Genomic DNA, 17,309 nt, shown 5'->3' with positions numbered 1-17,309 from the left:
GAGAATCCGATGCGAATGTGGTTTTTGAGTGCTGGCCTGGCCTTGATGTGCATGGCCCAGAACGCAGCGGCGGGTACAGTCCTGATCGTTGGCGATAGTATCAGTGCCGGTTTCGGGCTGGATACCAGCAAAGGGTGGGTAGCGTTGCTGGGACAACGGCTCAAGAGCGAAGGTTTCGACGATAAAGTGGTCAACGCCTCCATCAGCGGCGACACCAGTGCCGGAGGCCTGGCGCGGCTGCCGGCGGCGCTTGCAGAGCATAAACCGGATGTGGTGATTCTCGAGTTGGGTGGCAATGATGGCCTGCGTGGGCAGCCGCCAGCGCAATTGAAACAAAATCTTGCGTCGATGATTGACCAGTCCAAGGCCAAGGGCGCCAAGGTGCTGCTGCTGGGGATGCAGTTGCCCCCAAATTATGGCCCTAAATACACCACGGCATTTGCCGAGGTCTACGGTACCTTGGCCAAGGAAAAAAGCATCCCGCTGGTGCCGTTTTTCCTTGAGGGCGTGGGCGGCCATCCCGAGTTGATGCAGGCCGATCAGCTTCACCCGGCAGTCGGCGCACAGGGCAAGTTGCTGGAAAATGTCTGGCCGACGCTAAAACCGCTGCTATGACGCTTTTCTACCGGCAGGCTTTCGGCTAAGGTGGCGCCCCCCCGATCTGGAGCCCCCGATGTCGCGCCCTGCCTGGTCCCTGTTCAACTACCAACTGATCGAGCCTGACGAGCAGCTGGATCTGTTCGCCTGCCAGGAAGTCCGGGTGCATCTGGTTGCGCGTCAATTGGAGCTGGGTGGCTCGATCGACCGCACGCTGTGCGGCACTTTGTTGCCGGCGCAACCACGCTGGTCATCGGTGGACCGTGCGATTTTTCAGGACCAGCGCCTGTGCCCGCTGTGCCGGGCAATTCTCGAATCGCAAAAGCGTGGCACGCCGCTGATCTGGCCAGAGCTGCGCTTCGAGTAGCAGCGGGGCAGGTTGATGCCTGGATCGCGCTTCACGTATACAATCAGTGTTTTCCTACCCGTCGTTCTGCGAAGGATTTTCCGGATGTTGTCGCGCCTTTCCGTCGTTACCTGCTGCCTGTCTCTTGCTGCCTTGTGTGCAGCCGGTTCGGCGTCAGCCTTGCAGTTGCCCTTGCCCCCGCCGGGTGAAGACATCGTCGGTCAGGTCCAGGTGATCAAGGCCAAGTACGAAGACACCTTTGCCGACCTGGGCACCACCTATGACCTGGGCTATTCGGAAATGGTCGCGGCCAACCCGGGTGTGGATGCCTGGTTGCCCGGCGCGGGCACCGAGATTGTGCTGCCCACGCGGTTTATTCTGCCGCCCGGCCCGCGCGAAGGTATCGTGATCAACCTGGCGGAATACCGGCTCTATTACTATCCCAAGGGCCAGAACGTGGTGTACACCTTCCCGTTGGGCATTGGCCGTGAGGGCTGGGGTTCGCCGGTCGCGCACACCACCATCACCGGCAAAATCCCCAACCCGACCTGGACCCCGCCCGCCTCGATCAAGGCCGAGCACGCCGCCAATGGCGACCCGCTGCCCAATGTGGTGCCGGCCGGGCCGGATAACCCACTGGGGCCGTTCAAGTTCACCTTGGGCACGCCGGGTTACCTGATCCATGGTTCGAACATGAAATTTGGTATCGGCACGCGTACAAGCCACGGTTGCTTCCGCATGTTCAACAACAACGTGCTGGAGATGGCCGACATGGTGCCGGTCGGCACCTCGGTGCGCATCATCAACGATGCGTACAAGTTCGGCAGCAGTGGCGGCAAGGTCTACCTTGAAGCGCATACGCCGCTGAACGACGATGGCACGCCTTCGGTGGTCGACAAGCACACTGCGGTCATCAATGCCCTGCTCAAGCGCGAAGACCTGGCCAACAATTTGCGCGTCAATTGGGATCAGGTGCGTGATGTGGTGGCCGCCGAAGATGGCCTGCCCACCGAGATTGGGGTACCGGGTGCCAACACGCCGGTGGTGTCCAGCACGCCTATCGATCTGCAGCAATAAGCCTGTTCGATCAAAAGCCCGCCAAGGCCTTGCGCTATGGCGGGCTTTTTATTGCGCTGGATTCAGGGCTGAATTGCAGGCAATAAAAAAGCCGATCCAAGAATGGATCGGCTTGATAACAACCCCGAGGGATTATTACTTGCGGCTTGCTTTTTCAAGCATGCGCAGAGCGCGCTCGTTAGCTTCGTCAGCAGTCTGTTGTGCTTTTTGAGCAGCAGCCAGAGCTTCATCAGCTTTACGGTAGGCTTCGTCTGCACGAGCCTGGGAGCGAGCTGCTGCGTCTTCAGTTGCAGTCAGACGAGCTTCGGTTTCTTTGGAGACGCTGCTGCAACCGGTAGCCAGAACTGCGGCCAGAGCCAGAGCAGAGAATTTCAGAACGTTGTTCATCGTGTTCCCCTTCAAGGACTTTCTATTAAATGGCTACTTTCTCAGGGTGAGCTGATAGCCGGCGTACATACTACTCATTACTTGTAGTAAGTAAACTGACGTAGCGCAAGAAGCAAAAAAAATTCTTGTGCCGTATCTATTTTGGCTAATCTTTTGGAGGTTTGTATAAAAACTGCTCAAAAATTTTCATTTCGTCGGGAACTGGATCCAAGCTGAGAGGTCCGGCCAGCCTGTGTCAGGCTGGGTAAGCAGGTGTAAATTTATATATCTACGATGACACTTTTTTTCAGTTGGCCTTTGCCTGGCCCGGCATCTTTTGCGCATGTAGGCGCATCTAGAGGTGACTTTAAGAGCGGCAGTTCGTCTCAAGCTTCAACTGCCGGCAATGTTCAGGCTATCGATCATCGATTGATCGAAGCCCTTTCTGTAACCGCCAGCGGCAAGGGATGACGAGTGCGCCTTGAGCTATTGCAGCATTGGTGCCTACTATTCTCTACGTGCTGGTTGTGAGCGCTATAGGTTTTCTCGTTGTCGAAACCGGCACGGGGTGGCGTAGATGTTCCTTCGCCGGAAAAACATCGGTAAGGTAGGGGTCGAAATCCAAGACCCGCGAGGAGTAGTGATGAGCGAGGCGTTGTCCATCCACCATGACCAGGCTGGTCATCAGTTCGAGACCAATGTGGACGGTCATCGTGCCTATCTGACCTATATGGACCTGGGCAAACAGACCCTGGACATCTATCGCACCTTCGTGCCCAACGCATTGCGCGGGCGCGGCATTGCTGCTGCGTTGACCGAGGAAGCGTTGAAGTTCGCCGAAGAGGCCGGGTACACCGTGATCCCTTCGTGCTCTTACGTAGAGCGCTACATGGAGCGCCATCAGCGCCATGCCGCGAAGCTCTGAATATTGAGTGAGGCGGGGCGCGGAGCGTCCATGGCTGCATTCCCACGCAGAGCGTGGGAACGATCAATCAGATGCCGCACACAAAAACGCCGGGCTAAGCCCGGCGTTTTTGTGTGCGCAGTGTAAGGTCAGGTGCGTTTGCGCTTGGGCAACACGTCCTTGAGCTTGGCATGCATGCTGCGCAGGGTGGTCTCGGTGGCTGACCAGTCGATGCAGGCATCGGTGATCGACACGCCGTACTGCAAGTCGGCCAGGTCTTTTGGAATCGACTGGCAGCCCCAGTTCAAGTGGCTTTCGACCATCAAGCCGATAATCGACTGGTTGCCTTCAAGAATCTGGTTGGCGACGTTTTCCATCACCAGCGGTTGCAGGGCCGGGTCCTTGTTGGAGTTGGCGTGGCTGCAGTCGACCATGATGTTCGGCTTGATCCTGGCCTTGTTCAGCGCCTGTTCGCACAGCGCCACGCTGACCGAATCATAGTTGGGCTTGCCGTTGCCGCCGCGCAGTACCACGTGGCCATAGGCGTTGCCCTTGGTGGTGACGATGGACACGCCACCTTCCTGGTTGATACCCAGGAAACGGTGCGGGCTGGACACCGATTGCAGGGCGTTGATCGCAACCGTCAGGCCGCCATCGGTGCCGTTCTTGAAGCCCACGGCCGAGGACAGGCCGGACGCCATTTCGCGGTGGGTCTGGGACTCGGTGGTGCGTGCGCCGATGGCCGACCAGCTGATCAGGTCCTGCAGGTACTGCGGGGAGATCGGGTCCAGCGCTTCGGTCGCGGTCGGCAGGCCCATTTCGGCCAGGTCCAGCAGCAATTGGCGACCGATGTGCAAACCGTCCTGAATCTTGAACGAGTCGTCCAGGTACGGGTCGTTGATCAAACCTTTCCAGCCGACGGTGGTGCGTGGTTTCTCGAAATAGACGCGCATCACCAGATACAAGGTGTCGGACACTTCAGCCGCCAGCACTTTAAGGCGCTCGGCGTATTCGTGGGCAGCCTTGAGGTCGTGGATCGAGCACGGGCCGATCACTACAAAAAGGCGGTGGTCGGTGCCATCGAGAATGTCACGAATGACTTCGCGGCCCTTGGTCACGGTCTGCAGGGCAGCATCGCTCAAAGGGATTTCGCGCTTGAGCTGATCAGGGGTGATCAGGGTCTCGTTGGATTCGACGTTAAGGTCATTGATCGGTAAATCAGCCATCGTGTTACTCGCCAGGGTCACGGGTGCCGGCCGCCTGCTATCCCCGTGCGGCGGGCACAGCATGATTTGAATGCAGGGGGGAGGAACCTTAGCGCGTAACACGGGGCCGCGACAATGGGCAAAGCCGGCTTTAATCCAGCACCGGCGCCACAAAGGTGTCGTGGGCGAACTCACTGGCATGGCGTGAAACCCACTCACGGGCCATGGTCTCGAGCTGGGCAGGGGTTGGCTCGGCGTCTTCGTGCAGGCGGCAGTAGCGTTCGATCTGGCACACTTGCTCGCCCATGCGCGCACCGAACAAGGCATGTTCATCGGTAAAGGAAATGCCGATACGGTAGCCATTATCGACTTTGCGACACCAGGCCACATAGCCCGGATAACGGGCGCTGGCGCCCAGTGACGGGATGCGCAGATCAACCGCCGAGCCCTGGCGCCAGGCACGCGGGCAATTGCAGGCGACGCCGCCCAGGCCGATAGTGTGCAGGCGTTGGCGGGGAATAGCTGGGGCGGGACGTTGGATTAACTCGACAGCGACATCATCAGGGTGAGGTAAAAAACGACCCATGTACACGGACTCCGAGCACCGTCCAATTGACGGCAGTGGCAGCAGTATAGTGAAGGAACTGGAATTGACCGACCTGGATATTGACCAGCAATTGCTGGGATTGCCAGGTATTTCGCTGCTGGTGTTTACCAGCGTGGGCTGTTCCAGTTGCCGTTGGGCACGCCAGCAACTGCCCGGCTGGACGTTGCCGGTCGAGCGCGTGTGCTGGGTGGATGCCGGGCACAACGGCGGGGCGGTTGAGCGCTACCAGATCTTTCATTTGCCCGCGTTGTTCCTCGTGTGCGAGGGTCAATTCCTTGGGCAGTTACAGGCGCGTCTTACCCGGCCCGACCTTGCGGACGCGATTAATCAAGCACTTACCCGTACTCCAGAGGATCTGCCATGACAGCACAGTCGCCCCGCATCGGCATTATCGGCACCGGTGCCATCGGTGGTTTTTACGGCCTGATGCTGGCGCGTGCCGGGTTCGATGTGCACTTTCTGTTGCGCAGTGAATATGCGGCGGTCGCCGAGCATGGCCTGCACCTCAACAGTACTGTGCACGGCAAGTTGCACCTGCACCCTGTGCAGGCCTATGCCCAGGCTGCCGATATGCCGGCGTGCGACTGGCTGCTGGTCGGCACCAAATCCACCGGCAACGTGGAGCTGGCCCCAACCCTTGCCCAGGTCGCCGCACCGGGCGCCAAGGTAGTGCTCCTGCAAAACGGCCTCGATGTTGAAGACAGCCTGCGCGAACACCTGCCATCGTCGCTGCACCTGTTGGGCGGCTTGTGTTACATCGGCGTGCATCGTTCCGGGCCGGGTGTCGTCGAGCATCAGGCGTTGGGCCGGGTGAATCTTGGCTATCACAGTGGCACGGCGGCCAACGATGAGGCGCAGCAGAAGGCCATTGTCGAGGAGGGCGCCGCGCTGTTTCACCAGGCCGGCATCGAGTCCCAAGCCATGGCCAATGTGCACCAGGCGCGGTGGCATAAATTGGTCTGGAATGTGCCGTTCAATGGCCTCTCGGTATTGCTGGGCACCGGCACCAGCGCGATGATGGCCGATGAGTCCAGCCGCGAACTGATCCAGGCCCTGATGACTGAAGTGGTGAAGGGCGCCCACGCCTGTGGCCATGAAATTCCCGGCAGTTACGTCGAGCAAATGCTCACCATGACCGACACCATGGCTGACTACCTGCCCAGCATGTACCACGACCACGTGCACAAACGCCCGCTGGAACTGGCGGCGATCTACGCCCGGCCATTGGCCGCTGCCAAAGCGGCGGGCTGTGAATTGCCATGCATGCAGGCGCTCTACCAGGCCTTGAGTTTTATTGATCGGCGCAATCGCTGAATTGGGGAGAAACACTATGGCGAAAGGATTGGGCGACAAACTGGTGCTGGCGATTTCGTCGCGGGCACTGTTCGACCTGAGCGACAGCCACAAGATCTACCTGAACGAAGGGGTGGAGGCGTATCGCAAATACCAGATCGAACACGAGGAAGAAACCCTCGAACCCGGCGACGCCTTCCCGCTGGTCAAAAAGCTCCTTAGCCTTAACGCCAGCCTCGGGCGTGCCCGCGTCGAAGTGGTGCTGGTGTCACGCAACAGCGCCGACACCGGTTTGCGCGTGTTCAATTCGATCCAGCATTACGGCCTGGATATTTCCCGCGCCGCTTTCGTAGGAGGGCGTAGTCCATATCCTTATTTGGCCGCGTTTGGTTGCCATTTGTTTTTGTCGACCCATGCTGAAGATGTGCGCAGCGCCCTGGATGCTGGTTTCGCTGCGGCGACGATTCTGTCCGGCGGCGCGCGCCGGGCATCGAGTGAAGAACTGCGCATTGCATTCGACGGCGATGCGGTGCTGTTTTCCGATGAGTCGGAGCGCGTGTATCAGGTCGGTGGGATAGAGGCGTTTCATGCCAGCGAGCGCGAGTCGGCACGCGAGCCTTTGCACGGCGGTCCGTTCAAGGGCTTCCTGGCGGCGCTCAACCTGTTGCAGCGCGAGTTCGCGGACGACGCCTGCCCGATCCGCACCGCCCTGGTCACCGCGCGTTCGGCGCCGTCCCATGAGCGGGTGATTCGCACCTTGCGCGAATGGGACATCCGCCTGGATGAGTCACTGTTCCTTGGCGGCCTGGAGAAATCCGCGTTTTTGGAGGCGTTCGCCGCCGATGTGTTTTTCGACGACCAGGCCGGTCATTGTGAGAAAGCCAGGGAGGTGGTAACCACCGGGCATGTGCCCCATGGCATCAGCAATGAGTTGAAAATCCAGACCGAGAGCTAGCTGCTAAGCTCAATCAATCCCCGCCATCCTGGCAGTCCAGGAGGTTCTATGATTCGTTCGATGTTGTATGCCACGGACCTCGGTCTGTATGCGCCGTATGTCATGCAACATGCGCTGGCGCTGGCCCGGACGTTCAAGGCGGATTTGTATGTGATTCATGTGGTCGAGCCGATCGGGTTGTTCGCCGAATCGGTGTTGCAAAGCTACCTTGATGAGAAGGCCCTGAGTGAATGGCAGAGCCAGGGCCTGAACACGGTGATGGCGACCATTGAGCAACGGGTGCTCGACAGTTTTCGCGAGGAGTTGGGGGAGGGCGAGCAAGACCTGCAGTTGATTCGCTCGGTGCGCGTGATCCAGGGGGACCCGTGCGAGGTGATTCTCGACCAACTGCGTAAACTTTCCGTTGACCTGTTGATCGTAGGTAGTCATAGCCACACAACCGCGACCGCCACACCGCTTGGGCGCACGGCGGCGCGGGTACTGCAACTGGCCACAGTGCCGGTTTACATGGTGCCGTCGCTGCAGCGTCGACGCACTGATGACACGTGATGGGTAAAAACGATAAAAAGTTCTAGATTTATCTGTCTGACCTTTAATATAGTTATATACCGTCGCTGATACCCGTGGCGTCTATCCGCTTTGAGGGACATATATGAAGCTTCAACAACTGCGCTACATCTGGGAAGTGGCGCACCACGACCTCAACGTTTCCGCTACCGCTCAAAGCCTTTACACCTCGCAACCCGGTATCAGCAAGCAGATCCGCCTGCTCGAAGACGAGCTGGGCGTCGAAGTATTCGCGCGCAGCGGCAAACACCTGACCCGTGTGACCCCGGCCGGTGAGCGCATTATCACCACCGCCGGCGAGATCCTGCGCAAAGTCGAAAGCATCAAGCAGATCGCCCAGGAATTCTCCAACGAGAAGAAAGGCACCCTGTCGATCGCCACCACCCACACCCAGGCGCGTTATGCCTTGCCGCCGGTGATCCGCGATTTCATCAAGCAATACCCCGATGTGGCCCTGCACATGCACCAGGGTTCGCCGATGCAGATCGCCGAGATGGCCGCTGACGGCACCGTCGATTTTGCCATCGCCACCGAAGCCCTTGAGCTGTTCGGCGACCTGGTGATGATGCCGTGCTACCGCTGGAACCGTTGCGTGGTCGTGCCCCAGGGCCACCCGTTGGCCAAGCTGCCGAAGCTGACCCTCGAAGCCCTGGCTGAATACCCGATCGTCACTTATGTGTTCGGCTTTACCGGCCGCTCCAAGCTCGATGAAGCCTTCAGCCATCGCGGCCTCACGCCGAAAGTGGTGTTCACCGCCGCTGACGCCGACGTGATCAAGACCTACGTGCGCCTGGGCCTGGGTGTGGGTATCGTCGCCAAAATGGCGGTCGACACCAACCTCGATAAAGACCTGGTCGTGCTCGACGCCAGCGAATTGTTCGAGTCCAGCGTGACCAAGATCGGCTTCCGCCGTGGCACCTTCCTGCGTGGTTTCATGTGCGACTTCATCGAGAAGTTTGCACCGCACCTGACCCGTGAAGTCATGGCCAAGGCGATCCAGTGCCATAACAAGCAGGAACTGGAAGAGCTGTTTGACGGCGTTGAATTGCCCGTCCACTGATATTGATTATTGCAGGTGTGGCGAGGGAGCTTGCTCCCGCTGGGCTGCGTAGCGGCCCCAAAAAGCTTGCGGGCGCTGCGCACCCGAGCGGGAGCAAGCTCCCTCGCCACGGTAAGCCCCTGTGCTTAGAGTGGTTTACTTGGCCTCGGTAACCGTGAAGTGTTGCCGGGCGCCCGCCACCAGAATCTCCACCTCATCACCCTCGAACTTGCCCAGCAGGCTTTTGCCCAGGGGCGAGCGCGGGGTGATGACGGTCACCGGCTGGCCCACCACATCGACTTTCAAGCCTGCCGCATCCGGCGCCAGGAACAGCCACTGCTGGCGGCTGTTCTCGTCCTCCAGGCCTAGTAGCGTGCCGACCTCAATCCCGCGTTGATCATCGTAGGCGCGTAGTTGCAGGTTCTGGCACAACGCCAGCGCTTGCTTGATCTCTTCGACGCGTTTGGCTTGCCCGGCCGCGAGGTAGGAAGCTTCCAGCCCCAAGGTGTCGTACTTGTTCTCCGCGATGTTTTCTTCGTGGGTCGCGGTTTCGTAGGCGGTCTGTGCGGCACGCTGAGCGATGTCGAGGTCGACGCTGAGTTTTTCCAGGATCAACTGGTGAACGGCATGTTTATTCATGAGTGTGCTGGGTCATTCGCAAAATTGCAGGACATTCGCCTTGCTCTTTTCATTGGGCGCGTTCTGGTCTTGTTGCAGCCAGAACTGGCATTTGGGGTTAGACAGGTTGCGCGCATTGTTGCGCGCCTGGTCCAGGGTTTGTTGTTGTTCCTGCTTGCGCAGGTTCTCGGTGTATTGCTCGAACATACGGTTCGGCGGCTCCGGCGCCACGGCGGCCGGTTTGCCCATCTGTTGAACGGCTTGTTGAACCGCTTGAGCCACGGGTGCGAGGCTTTGCGGGAACAGGTAGCGCGAGACCAGCCAGGCGGTCAGCACAATGGCGATAAACCCCAGCCACAGGCCAAAGGCCACGGCAGCACTGAGCTTGAACAGCGACAACGGACGTTCAGACATGTTGGCCTCCTGGCAGGCATTGACGGCGTGGCGGCGATTGTCGCACAGCCACTGTGCAGAATAATCGCGATCAAGCCTTCTGCATCGGCGCATTTATGCGGACAATCGAGCCTTTGAATGTTGGAGCCCGGAATGAAAGCCCGCTGGGATATTTTTTGCAGCGTCGTCGACAACTACGGCGACATCGGCGTGACCTGGCGCCTGGCCCGGCAGTTGGTGGTTGAGCATGCGTGCGAAGTGCGCTTATGGGTCGACGACCTGCGCGCCTTCGAACGCATGTGCCCCGAAATCGAGGTGCAGCGCGATCAGCAATGGCAGGAAGGCGTTGAAGTGCGTCACTGGGCGGCCGACTGGCCGCAGACGCTACCCGCCGACGTTGTGATCGCCGCCTTCGCTTGCCAGTTGCCGCCCGATTATATGGAGTCCATGGCCGCGCGCGAACGCACGCCGTTGTGGATGAATCTGGATTACCTCAGCGCCGAAGACTGGGTGGTGGGTTGCCACCGTCTGCCGTCGGTGAAGTTCAAGGGCGTGCAAAAGTACTTCTTCTTTCCGGGGTTTCGTCCGGGCACGGGCGGGCTTTTGCGTGAAGGCGGGTTGTTGGAGCAGCGTCAGGCATTTCAGCATGACGGCGCAGCGCGACAACAATTCCTGCAGTCGATAGGCGTCGTTCCGGCAGCCGGTGCGCGGCTGATGTCGTTGTTTGCCTATGAAAATGCCGGGCTCGCCAGCTGGCTGGACGTGTTGGCGACGGATGGGCATGCCACTCATCTGTTGGTGCCGGAAGGCCGCATCCTCGGCGACGTGCAGCGCTGGCTCGGTGTCGAGGCGCTGGCGGTGGGCGATGTGCATCAACGCGAGGCGCTGACCGTGCAGGTGCTGCCGTTCGTGCGCCAGGAACAATATGACCGCCTGCTGTGGTGCTGCGACTTCAACGCCGTGCGCGGCGAAGACTCGTTCGTGCGTGCCCAATGGGCAGGGCGGCCGTTGCTGTGGCACATCTATCGCCAGGACGAAGACATCCACCTGGACAAGCTCGACGCCTTTCTGGCGCTGTACACCGCCGCGTTGTCGCCCGCCGCCAAGGTCGCTGTGGTGACCCTGTGGCAAGCCTGGAACGCTGATGGCGATATGGCACAAGCGTGGAAAATGCTCATGGAACACTGGCCGGAGGTACACCTGCACGCGCAAACCTGGTGTCTGGAACAAGGCTTGCAGGCCGATCTTGCGACGGCGCTGGTACAGTTTTATGAAAGTTGGATATGATACGCCACCTTGAATTTTGTAAATCCCATCCAAATTTCGGATATATGCAATGAAAACTGGTAAAGAACTGAAACCCGGTACAGTGATCCGTCTCGAAAACGACCCTTGGCTGGTTCAGAAAGCTGAGTTCACCAAGTCTGGTCGTAACAGCGCAATCATGAAGACCAAGCTGAAGAACCTGCTGACCGGTTACAAGACCGAGATCGTCTACAGCGCCGATGACAAACTGGACGACGTGATCCTCGACCGCAAAGAAGCGACCCTGTCCTTCATCAGCGGCGACACCTACACGTTCATGGACACCACCGACTACACCATGTACGAGCTGAACGCTGAAGATATCGAAGCCGTTCTGCCGTTCGTGGAAGAAGGCATGGAAGACGTCTGCGAAGCGATCTTCTTCGAAGACCGTCTGGTTTCCGTAGAGCTGCCGACCACCATCGTGCGTAAAGTTGCCTACACCGAAGGTTCCGCTCGCGGCGACACTTCGGGCAAGGTGATGAAGCCTGCCAAACTGGCTAACGGTACCGAGCTGCAAGTTGCTGATTTCATCGAAATCGACGACATGATCGAAATCGACACCCGTGAAGGTGGTTCGTACAAAGGTCGCGCCAAGAAGTAATTCTGGCCCAACCGTACGACAAAAAAAGCCCGACCTGGCGTCGGGCTTTTTTGTGCGCGTGTGTAAATCAGACCGTCACGTGCAGGCGCACATCGACGTTGCCACGGGTGGCGTTGGAGTACGGGCAGACCTGGTGCGCGGCGTCGACCAGGCTTTGCGCCTCGTCTTGTGCCAGGCCCGGCAGGCTGACGTGCAGGTCGATGTCCAGGCCGAAACCGCCGGGGATTTGGCCGATGCCGACGTGGGCGGTGATCGAGGCGTCATCCGGGATTTTGCGTTTTGTCTGGCTGGCGACGAATTTCAGCGCGCCGATAAAGCAGGCCGAATAGCCGGCGGCGAACAGTTGCTCGGGGTTGGTGGCCTGGCCGCCAGCGCCGCCCAATTCTTTTGGGGTGGAGAGTTTGACGTCGAGGATGTTGTCGCTGGAAACAGCGCGACCATCACGGCCGCCGGTGGCGGTGGCTACTGCGGTATAGAGCGTTTGCATGGTGTCGTCCTCTTGTGGTTTAGCGCTAAATGTTTGCGCGCTAAGTAGTTGGTAAGGCGAATATATAGCGCTAATATTTAGCGCGCAAGATAAATATAAAAAATGTTTTGTTGAGTACAAAAATCCCAAAATGTGGGAGCGGGCTTGCCCGCTCCCACATTCAGATTTTTAGTGTTTGGAAAATCGCGTCAGACAGCACCCTGCAAATTACTACGCAACGCAATCAGATCCGCCTGTAGCTTGCGCAACTGCTCAAGCTGCATACCGCTCGCCCCCAGAATGCACTGCGGAATCCCCATTGCCTTTTCCTGCAAGGCACGTCCCGCTTCGGTCAGTTCCACCACCACCACCCGCTCATCTTCACGCTTGCGGGTGCGGCTGAGCAGGCCTTCGGCTTCCAGGCGTTTGAGCAATGGCGTGAGGGAGCCCGGATCGGTGAGCAAGCGGTGGCTGATTTCGCCGACGGTCAAGCCATCCTCTTCCCACAGCACCATCATGGCCAAGTACTGCGGGTAGGTCAGGCCGAGGGCTTGTAGCAGCGGCTTGTAGACTTTGGTCATCAGCAACGAGGTGGAGTGCAGGGCGAAACACAGCTGGTTGTCCAGCATCAGGTTTTCGCACGGGTTGGGATTTTTACTCATGGTGCTGCCTTAAAAAGCGTGTATGCCCAGGAATCTAGCGGGCAAACCTTTAATGCGCCAGATAATTCTGGCGCAGCGGTCAGACCAGGCCGCTTTGCAGCGCCAGATCCCATGGCGGCACAGGGCTGAAACGCGATTTGAGGTATTCCAGCAGCAAACGGCTGCGCGCATTCGGTTGCTGTTCCAGGCGCAACGCGTAGATGCCAGCGGTTTCCGGGCTGGGCAGGCCTTTTTCGCAAAACAGCGGCAGCAACTCGCCGCGCACCAGGTATTCGCTGGCCAGCCACGTGGGCAGGTGGGCGATACCCAGCCCGGCAAGGGCGCCAGACAGTAGGGCTTCGGCGTTGTTGGCGCTCATGCGGATACGCCGCGGCCGGTAGAGGGTGCGGCGCCCATCCAGTTCGAAGCGCCACGCGAACATCGGCGCCAGGCCGTCCCAGTCCAGGCCATCGTGCTCGCTCAGCTCGCGTGGGTGGCTGGGCGTGCCATGGCTTTTGAGGTATGCCGGGCTGGCACAGGCGATGCGCACAATGCTCGCCAGGGGCGTGGCCACCAGGCGAGTGTCAACGATATGCCCGGCGCGCAGCACCAAATCGACTTTGCCCAGGTGCGCGCCCTGCATATCGACAAAGCTGTCGATCAAGTGCAGGTGCACATCGAGCCCAGGGTACACATTCAAAAAGTCGGCAATTACCGGCGCCAAGTGCCGTCGACCAAAGGCGGCCGGGGCGTCCACCCGGATCAAGCCTTCCGGCGCATGGCTCAAGGACACGGCTTCGGCACGGGCCAGCTGCAATTCGCTGACGATCCGCCGCGCCCGCTCGGCGAAGGCCAGGCCCGCCGGCGTGGGCAGCACCGCGTGGGTGCTGCGCTGGAACAGGCGGCTGCCCACCGAGCTTTCCAGGCTGTCGATGCGCCGCGCTACCGCCGAGGGTGTCAGTGGGTGGCGGCGCGCGGCGGCGGAAAAACTGCCGGTCTCCAATACATCCAGAAACAGGCTCAGTTGCTCGGTCAGAGTGTTGGGGTTCATGGGTGTGCGCTTATGCGAGATTGGCACAGCCATTGTGCGTTGCTGTGCGTTTCCACGCTATAGCCGACTGCGTAGCATGCAAGGCCTGGGCTTCTGGAGTGGTGAGCGGTGATGGATTTGGCGATGTATCTGGTATTGGGCGCGGCGCTCGGTACGGTCGGCGGGTTGTTTGGCATTGGTGGCGGGCTGATCGCAATTCCGGTACTGGGCGTGTTGTTCGGCCTGGATCAACAGATTGCCCAAGGCACGGCCTTGGTGATGGTCGTGCCCAACGTGATGCTGGCGTTGTGGCGTTACCATCAACGCAACCGGATTGAATTGCGTCACGCGCTGCCGCTGGGGGTCATGGGCTTCAGCTTTGCCTGGCTGGGTTCGATCTGGGCGGTGGGCCTGGACGCCGGGGCCATGCGCATCGGCTTCATCGCGTTCTTGCTGACGCTGGCGGCGTACAACCTGCTGCGCCTGTTCACCCGCAACGCACCGCCGACTGCGCAAATGCGTTATTCCTGGCCATGGCTCGGCGTGCTGGGTGCTGCGTCCGGTTCCATGGGCGGCTTGTTCGGCGTGGGCGGCGCGGTGGTTGCCACGCCGGTACTGACCAGCCTGTTCGGCACCACCCAAGTGGTTGCGCAAGGCTTGTCGCTGGCCCTGGCATTGCCCAGTACCAGTGTGACGCTGGTCACCTACGCCTGGCACCATGAAGTGGACTGGATGATCGGCGTGCCGCTGGCGGTGGGTGGCCTGCTGAGCATCAGTTGGGGCGTGAAAGTCGCCCATGCGTTGCCGGAGCGTGTGTTGCGCGGGCTGTTCTGCGCTTTCCTGGCGGTGTGTGCGGTGATGTTGACCTTTAAAGTCTGAAGCCTTCGACGATGTATTGCGCCAGGCATTCGGTGATCGGCGAGGTCATTGCCGGGTTGCGTAACAAGTGCAGGTTCATCGAGGGCAGTGGCGGGAAGCCGTCGTCGCTGCTCAGGATTCGCAAGTCGTCGGTCACCAGGCTTTCCATGCACACCATCACGGCCAGGCCCGCGTTAACCACCGCCTGGATCGCTGCCACATTAGAGCTGTGGTAGGCCATGCGATAATCACGCCCGGCCGCATCCAGCGCTGCGCGGGTCCACTGGTAGTAAAGGCAGTCAGTACCGGAACCGGCCAGGGGCAGTGCCTCGTGCTCGTCCACGCAGAAGCACGGCGCGGCCGCCCACACCATGCGCTCGGTGCGCAACAACTCGCCGATTTCCTTACCGGGTTCACGGCTGATGACGGTCAGCGCCAAGTCTCTGCGCTGCATCAACACCGATGACGACTCGCAGTGCATCTCGATCTGGATCAGTGGGTAGGCCTTGGAAAACTGTTTGAGAATGCCCGGCAGAAAGCGCATCACGTAGTCATCCGGCGTGCCGATGCGCACCAATCCCACCATATGCGGTTCGCGCAGGGTGTTGAACACTTCACTGTGCAGTTTCAGGATGCGCCGTGCATAACCCAGTAATACCTCGCCTTCCGGCGTGAGCCTTACTTGGCGGCCATCGCGCTCGAACAACTTGCGTTGCAGCACGTCTTCTTCCAGCCGCTTCATCTGCATGCTCACCGCCGATTGCGTGCGGTTGACCAACTCGCCGGCGCGGGTAAAGCCGCCCTGGTCGGCGATGGCGACGAAGGTGCGCAGTACGTCGGTGTCAATGCTTGGGTAGCTGGACAATTGATCAATCTCAGAGATGTATTGCATAAGAAACATTCGTTGGATTGATCATAAGGCTAGGCACACACTTGCGCCATCCCCACTGGAGGGCGAGAAGATGAAAGGTCAGAAAGGTTTTGTGTTGCTGGGCAAGCGCCCGTTTTCCGTGCTGCTTCGCAGCATTGCCCGCTGGCAGGCGCTGCATGAGGAGCGCCATGCCCTGGCAAGCTTGAGCGATGAAGCGCTTAAGGATATTGGGCTTAACCGCAGCGATGTCGAGCAGGAGCGTCATCTGCATTTCTGGCAAGACCCGCTGCGAAAATAAGCCAGGATGCAGTAGGGTGGTCGGCGAGCTCACACGGAGAGACCCATGCCCGTCGACCTGTCGTTTTCCCTCAAGCAAGCACGCCGCATGGCGCTGGTGGCCCAGGGATTTTCCGGGCGCCAGGCGCCAGCATTGATCAAGGCTGCGCACCTCAACCGTTTGATTGAGCGGTTGGGTGTATTGCAGATCGATTCGGTCAACGCCGTGGTGCGTTCCCATTACCTGCCGCTGTTTTCGCGCCTGGGCCATTACTCCCCGTTGATCCTTGAACACGCTGCCTGGAGCCAGGGCCGGCGCCGCTCGTTGTTTGAGTATTGGGGCCATGAGGCCTCCTTGCTGCCCATGGCGCTGTACCCGTTGATGCGCTGGCGCATGGAGCGGGCAAAGTTGGGGCAGGGCATCTATTCGCAGATGGCGCGCTTTGGGCGTGAGCAGCAGGCCACCATTCAGCGCGTGCTGCACACCGTCGAGCAGCAAGGCGCATTGGGCGCGGGCAGCTTGTCGACCCGCGAGGAGCGTGCCGGCCCCTGGTGGGATTGGAGTGAGGAAAAACACGCGCTGGAATGGCTGTTCGCCGCCGGTTTGGTCACCGTCGCGGGGCGGCGCGGTTTTGAGCGGCTCTATGATTTGCCGGAACGGGTCATTCCCGCCGATATTCTTCAAGCGTCTGTGAGCGAAGCCGAAGCTCAGCGCGGTTTGCTGCTGCACAGCGCGACTGCATTGGGCGTCGCCACCGAAAAAGACCTGCGCGACTATTTCCGCCTGGACCCCGCCGACAGCCGTGGCCGCCTGGCCGAGTTGGTCGAGGATGGGCAGTTGCAGGTGTGCCAGGTGCAGGGCTGGAAGCAGGCGGCTTACTGCCTGCCTGAACCCAAAGTGCCACGCAAAGTGCCCGCAAGCGCCTTGCTCTCGCCGTTCGATTCATTGATCTGGGAGCGCAGCCGCACCGAGCGTCTGTTCGATTTTCGTTACCGGCTGGAGATCTACACCCCGCAACACAAACGGGTGTATGGCTACTACGTGCTGCCGTTTTTGCACAATGAGCGGATTGCCGCGCGGGTTGACCTGCGCGCCGAACGCGCCAATGGGCGCCTGGCAGTGCACGCGGTGCACGAGGAAGAACCGGGGCTGGATGAGGAAGGGATGCAGGCGTTGGCCCTGAATCTGCGGCAGATGGCGGGCTGGCTTGGGTTGGAGCAGGTGCAGCTCAACTGCCAGCGGCCGAGTGCGGCGCGGCTTCGGGTGGCGATGTTGCAAATATGAGTTGTC

The 17,309-nt window shown here is 59.8% G+C and carries 23 protein-coding genes; 14 read left to right on the top strand and 9 right to left on the bottom strand.

Going from position 1 to position 17,309, the window contains the following annotated elements; translation table 11 throughout:
- Positions 1-9 precede the first annotated feature (9 nt).
- The 3 genes from HX790_RS02440 to HX790_RS02430 all read left to right on the top strand — a co-directional run bounded on the left by HX790_RS02440 (position 10) and on the right by HX790_RS02430 (position 2,020).
- Positions 10-615, top strand: a complete 606-nt coding sequence (locus HX790_RS02440) for an arylesterase (RefSeq protein WP_017136141.1) — start codon at positions 10-12, stop codon at positions 613-615.
- Positions 616-673: 58 nt separating this feature from the next.
- Complete coding sequence (locus tag HX790_RS02435) at positions 674-964, top strand: hypothetical protein (protein WP_017136142.1); 291 nt, start codon at positions 674-676, stop codon at positions 962-964.
- Positions 965-1,048: 84 nt separating this feature from the next.
- On the top strand, positions 1,049-2,020 hold the full coding sequence (locus HX790_RS02430; protein ID WP_017136143.1) for a L,D-transpeptidase family protein: 972 nt from the start codon (positions 1,049-1,051) through the stop codon (positions 2,018-2,020).
- A 135-nt stretch (positions 2,021-2,155) separates the two neighbouring features.
- On the opposite strand, the gene oprI is transcribed toward HX790_RS02430, so the two are convergent.
- Positions 2,156-2,407 carry an outer membrane lipoprotei OprI gene (gene oprI, locus HX790_RS02425; RefSeq protein ID WP_003172710.1) on the bottom strand — a complete coding sequence of 84 codons (252 nt, stop codon included), beginning with the start codon at positions 2,405-2,407 and terminating at the stop codon, positions 2,156-2,158.
- A gap of 622 nt (positions 2,408-3,029) precedes the next feature.
- Here oprI and HX790_RS02420 point away from each other — a divergent pair.
- A complete protein-coding gene (locus HX790_RS02420; protein ID WP_003189869.1) occupies positions 3,030-3,311 on the top strand; it encodes a GNAT family N-acetyltransferase in 282 nt (93 codons plus the stop codon).
- Positions 3,312-3,439: 128 nt separating this feature from the next.
- Here the strand turns inward: HX790_RS02420 and HX790_RS02415 are convergent, their stop codons facing one another.
- Positions 3,440-4,516 (bottom strand): 3-deoxy-7-phosphoheptulonate synthase, encoded by a 1,077-nt coding sequence (locus HX790_RS02415; protein ID WP_017136144.1) that lies wholly within the window; start codon positions 4,514-4,516, stop codon positions 3,440-3,442.
- A 130-nt stretch (positions 4,517-4,646) separates the two neighbouring features.
- Complete coding sequence (locus tag HX790_RS02410; RefSeq protein ID WP_017136145.1) at positions 4,647-5,081, bottom strand: PilZ domain-containing protein; 435 nt, start codon at positions 5,079-5,081, stop codon at positions 4,647-4,649.
- Between HX790_RS02410 and HX790_RS02405 the strand changes: the two genes are divergently transcribed.
- The 5 genes from HX790_RS02405 (at position 5,080) to cysB (ending at position 8,977) form a co-directional block, all read left to right on the top strand.
- Positions 5,080-5,466 (top strand): hypothetical protein, encoded by a 387-nt coding sequence (locus HX790_RS02405; protein ID WP_017136146.1) that lies wholly within the window; start codon positions 5,080-5,082, stop codon positions 5,464-5,466. The genes HX790_RS02410 and HX790_RS02405 overlap by 2 nt on opposite strands.
- Positions 5,463-6,416: a putative 2-dehydropantoate 2-reductase gene (locus HX790_RS02400; RefSeq protein ID WP_017136147.1), complete on the top strand. Its 954-nt coding sequence runs from the start codon at positions 5,463-5,465 to the stop codon at positions 6,414-6,416. The genes HX790_RS02405 and HX790_RS02400 overlap by 4 nt, the downstream gene beginning before the upstream one ends.
- Positions 6,417-6,432: 16 nt before the next feature.
- On the top strand, positions 6,433-7,350 hold the full coding sequence (locus tag HX790_RS02395) for a 5'-nucleotidase (protein WP_017136148.1): 918 nt from the start codon (positions 6,433-6,435) through the stop codon (positions 7,348-7,350).
- A 48-nt stretch (positions 7,351-7,398) separates the two neighbouring features.
- Complete coding sequence (locus HX790_RS02390; protein WP_017136149.1) at positions 7,399-7,899, top strand: universal stress protein; 501 nt, start codon at positions 7,399-7,401, stop codon at positions 7,897-7,899.
- 103 nt (positions 7,900-8,002) lie between these two features.
- Positions 8,003-8,977: an HTH-type transcriptional regulator CysB gene (gene cysB, locus HX790_RS02385; protein ID WP_003189876.1), complete on the top strand. Its 975-nt coding sequence runs from the start codon at positions 8,003-8,005 to the stop codon at positions 8,975-8,977.
- A 135-nt stretch (positions 8,978-9,112) separates the two neighbouring features.
- Here the strand turns inward: cysB and HX790_RS02380 are convergent, their stop codons facing one another.
- Together HX790_RS02380 and HX790_RS02375 are read right to left on the bottom strand one after the other, a co-directional pair.
- Entirely contained in the window at positions 9,113-9,595 is a 483-nt protein-coding gene (locus HX790_RS02380) for a GreA/GreB family elongation factor (protein WP_069788694.1), read from the bottom strand.
- Positions 9,596-9,607: 12 nt separating this feature from the next.
- Positions 9,608-9,988, bottom strand: coding sequence for a hypothetical protein (locus tag HX790_RS02375; RefSeq protein WP_026013615.1), 381 nt, complete (start codon positions 9,986-9,988; stop codon positions 9,608-9,610).
- Between the two features lie 132 nt (positions 9,989-10,120).
- On the opposite strand from HX790_RS02375, the gene earP reads away from it, so the two are divergent.
- Positions 10,121-11,254, top strand: a complete 1,134-nt coding sequence (gene earP, locus HX790_RS02370) for an elongation factor P maturation arginine rhamnosyltransferase EarP (protein WP_176991188.1) — start codon at positions 10,121-10,123, stop codon at positions 11,252-11,254.
- Between the two features lie 49 nt (positions 11,255-11,303).
- Positions 11,304-11,876 (top strand): elongation factor P, encoded by a 573-nt coding sequence (locus tag HX790_RS02365; protein ID WP_017136152.1) that lies wholly within the window; start codon positions 11,304-11,306, stop codon positions 11,874-11,876.
- Between the two features lie 67 nt (positions 11,877-11,943).
- Here HX790_RS02365 and HX790_RS02360 read toward each other — a convergent pair whose 3' ends face one another.
- The 3 genes from HX790_RS02360 to HX790_RS02350 form a co-directional block, all read right to left on the bottom strand.
- The gene (locus tag HX790_RS02360) at positions 11,944-12,363 is read right to left on the bottom strand and encodes an organic hydroperoxide resistance protein (RefSeq protein WP_076017342.1); all 420 of its coding nucleotides are present in this window, start codon (positions 12,361-12,363) and stop codon (positions 11,944-11,946) included.
- Between the two features lie 188 nt (positions 12,364-12,551).
- On the bottom strand, positions 12,552-13,004 hold the full coding sequence (locus HX790_RS02355; RefSeq protein WP_017136154.1) for a MarR family winged helix-turn-helix transcriptional regulator: 453 nt from the start codon (positions 13,002-13,004) through the stop codon (positions 12,552-12,554).
- 79 nt (positions 13,005-13,083) lie between these two features.
- On the bottom strand, positions 13,084-14,034 hold the full coding sequence (locus HX790_RS02350) for a LysR family transcriptional regulator (RefSeq protein ID WP_017136155.1): 951 nt from the start codon (positions 14,032-14,034) through the stop codon (positions 13,084-13,086).
- A gap of 108 nt (positions 14,035-14,142) precedes the next feature.
- On the opposite strand from HX790_RS02350, the gene HX790_RS02345 reads away from it, so the two are divergent.
- Complete coding sequence (locus tag HX790_RS02345) at positions 14,143-14,892, top strand: sulfite exporter TauE/SafE family protein (RefSeq protein ID WP_065929730.1); 750 nt, start codon at positions 14,143-14,145, stop codon at positions 14,890-14,892.
- Here the strand turns inward: HX790_RS02345 and HX790_RS02340 are convergent.
- Positions 14,882-15,763, bottom strand: coding sequence for a LysR family transcriptional regulator (locus HX790_RS02340; protein ID WP_169985693.1), 882 nt, complete (start codon positions 15,761-15,763; stop codon positions 14,882-14,884). The genes HX790_RS02345 and HX790_RS02340 overlap by 11 nt on opposite strands.
- 70 nt (positions 15,764-15,833) lie before the next feature.
- Between HX790_RS02340 and HX790_RS02335 the strand changes: the two genes are divergently transcribed.
- A complete protein-coding gene (locus HX790_RS02335; RefSeq protein ID WP_026013616.1) occupies positions 15,834-16,040 on the top strand; it encodes a DUF1127 domain-containing protein in 207 nt (68 codons plus the stop codon).
- 45 nt (positions 16,041-16,085) lie between these two features.
- Positions 16,086-17,303 carry a winged helix-turn-helix domain-containing protein gene (locus HX790_RS02330; protein ID WP_176991187.1) on the top strand — a complete coding sequence of 406 codons (1,218 nt, stop codon included), beginning with the start codon at positions 16,086-16,088 and terminating at the stop codon, positions 17,301-17,303.
- Positions 17,304-17,309 lie beyond the last annotated feature (6 nt).

This window comes from Pseudomonas sp. IPO3747, assembly GCF_013385245.1.
In the GTDB taxonomy this organism is placed as follows: domain Bacteria; phylum Pseudomonadota; class Gammaproteobacteria; order Pseudomonadales; family Pseudomonadaceae; genus Aquipseudomonas; species Aquipseudomonas edaphica.
Note: the sequence above shows the minus strand (reverse complement) of the source record. Positions and strands in the feature narration are given on the sequence as shown.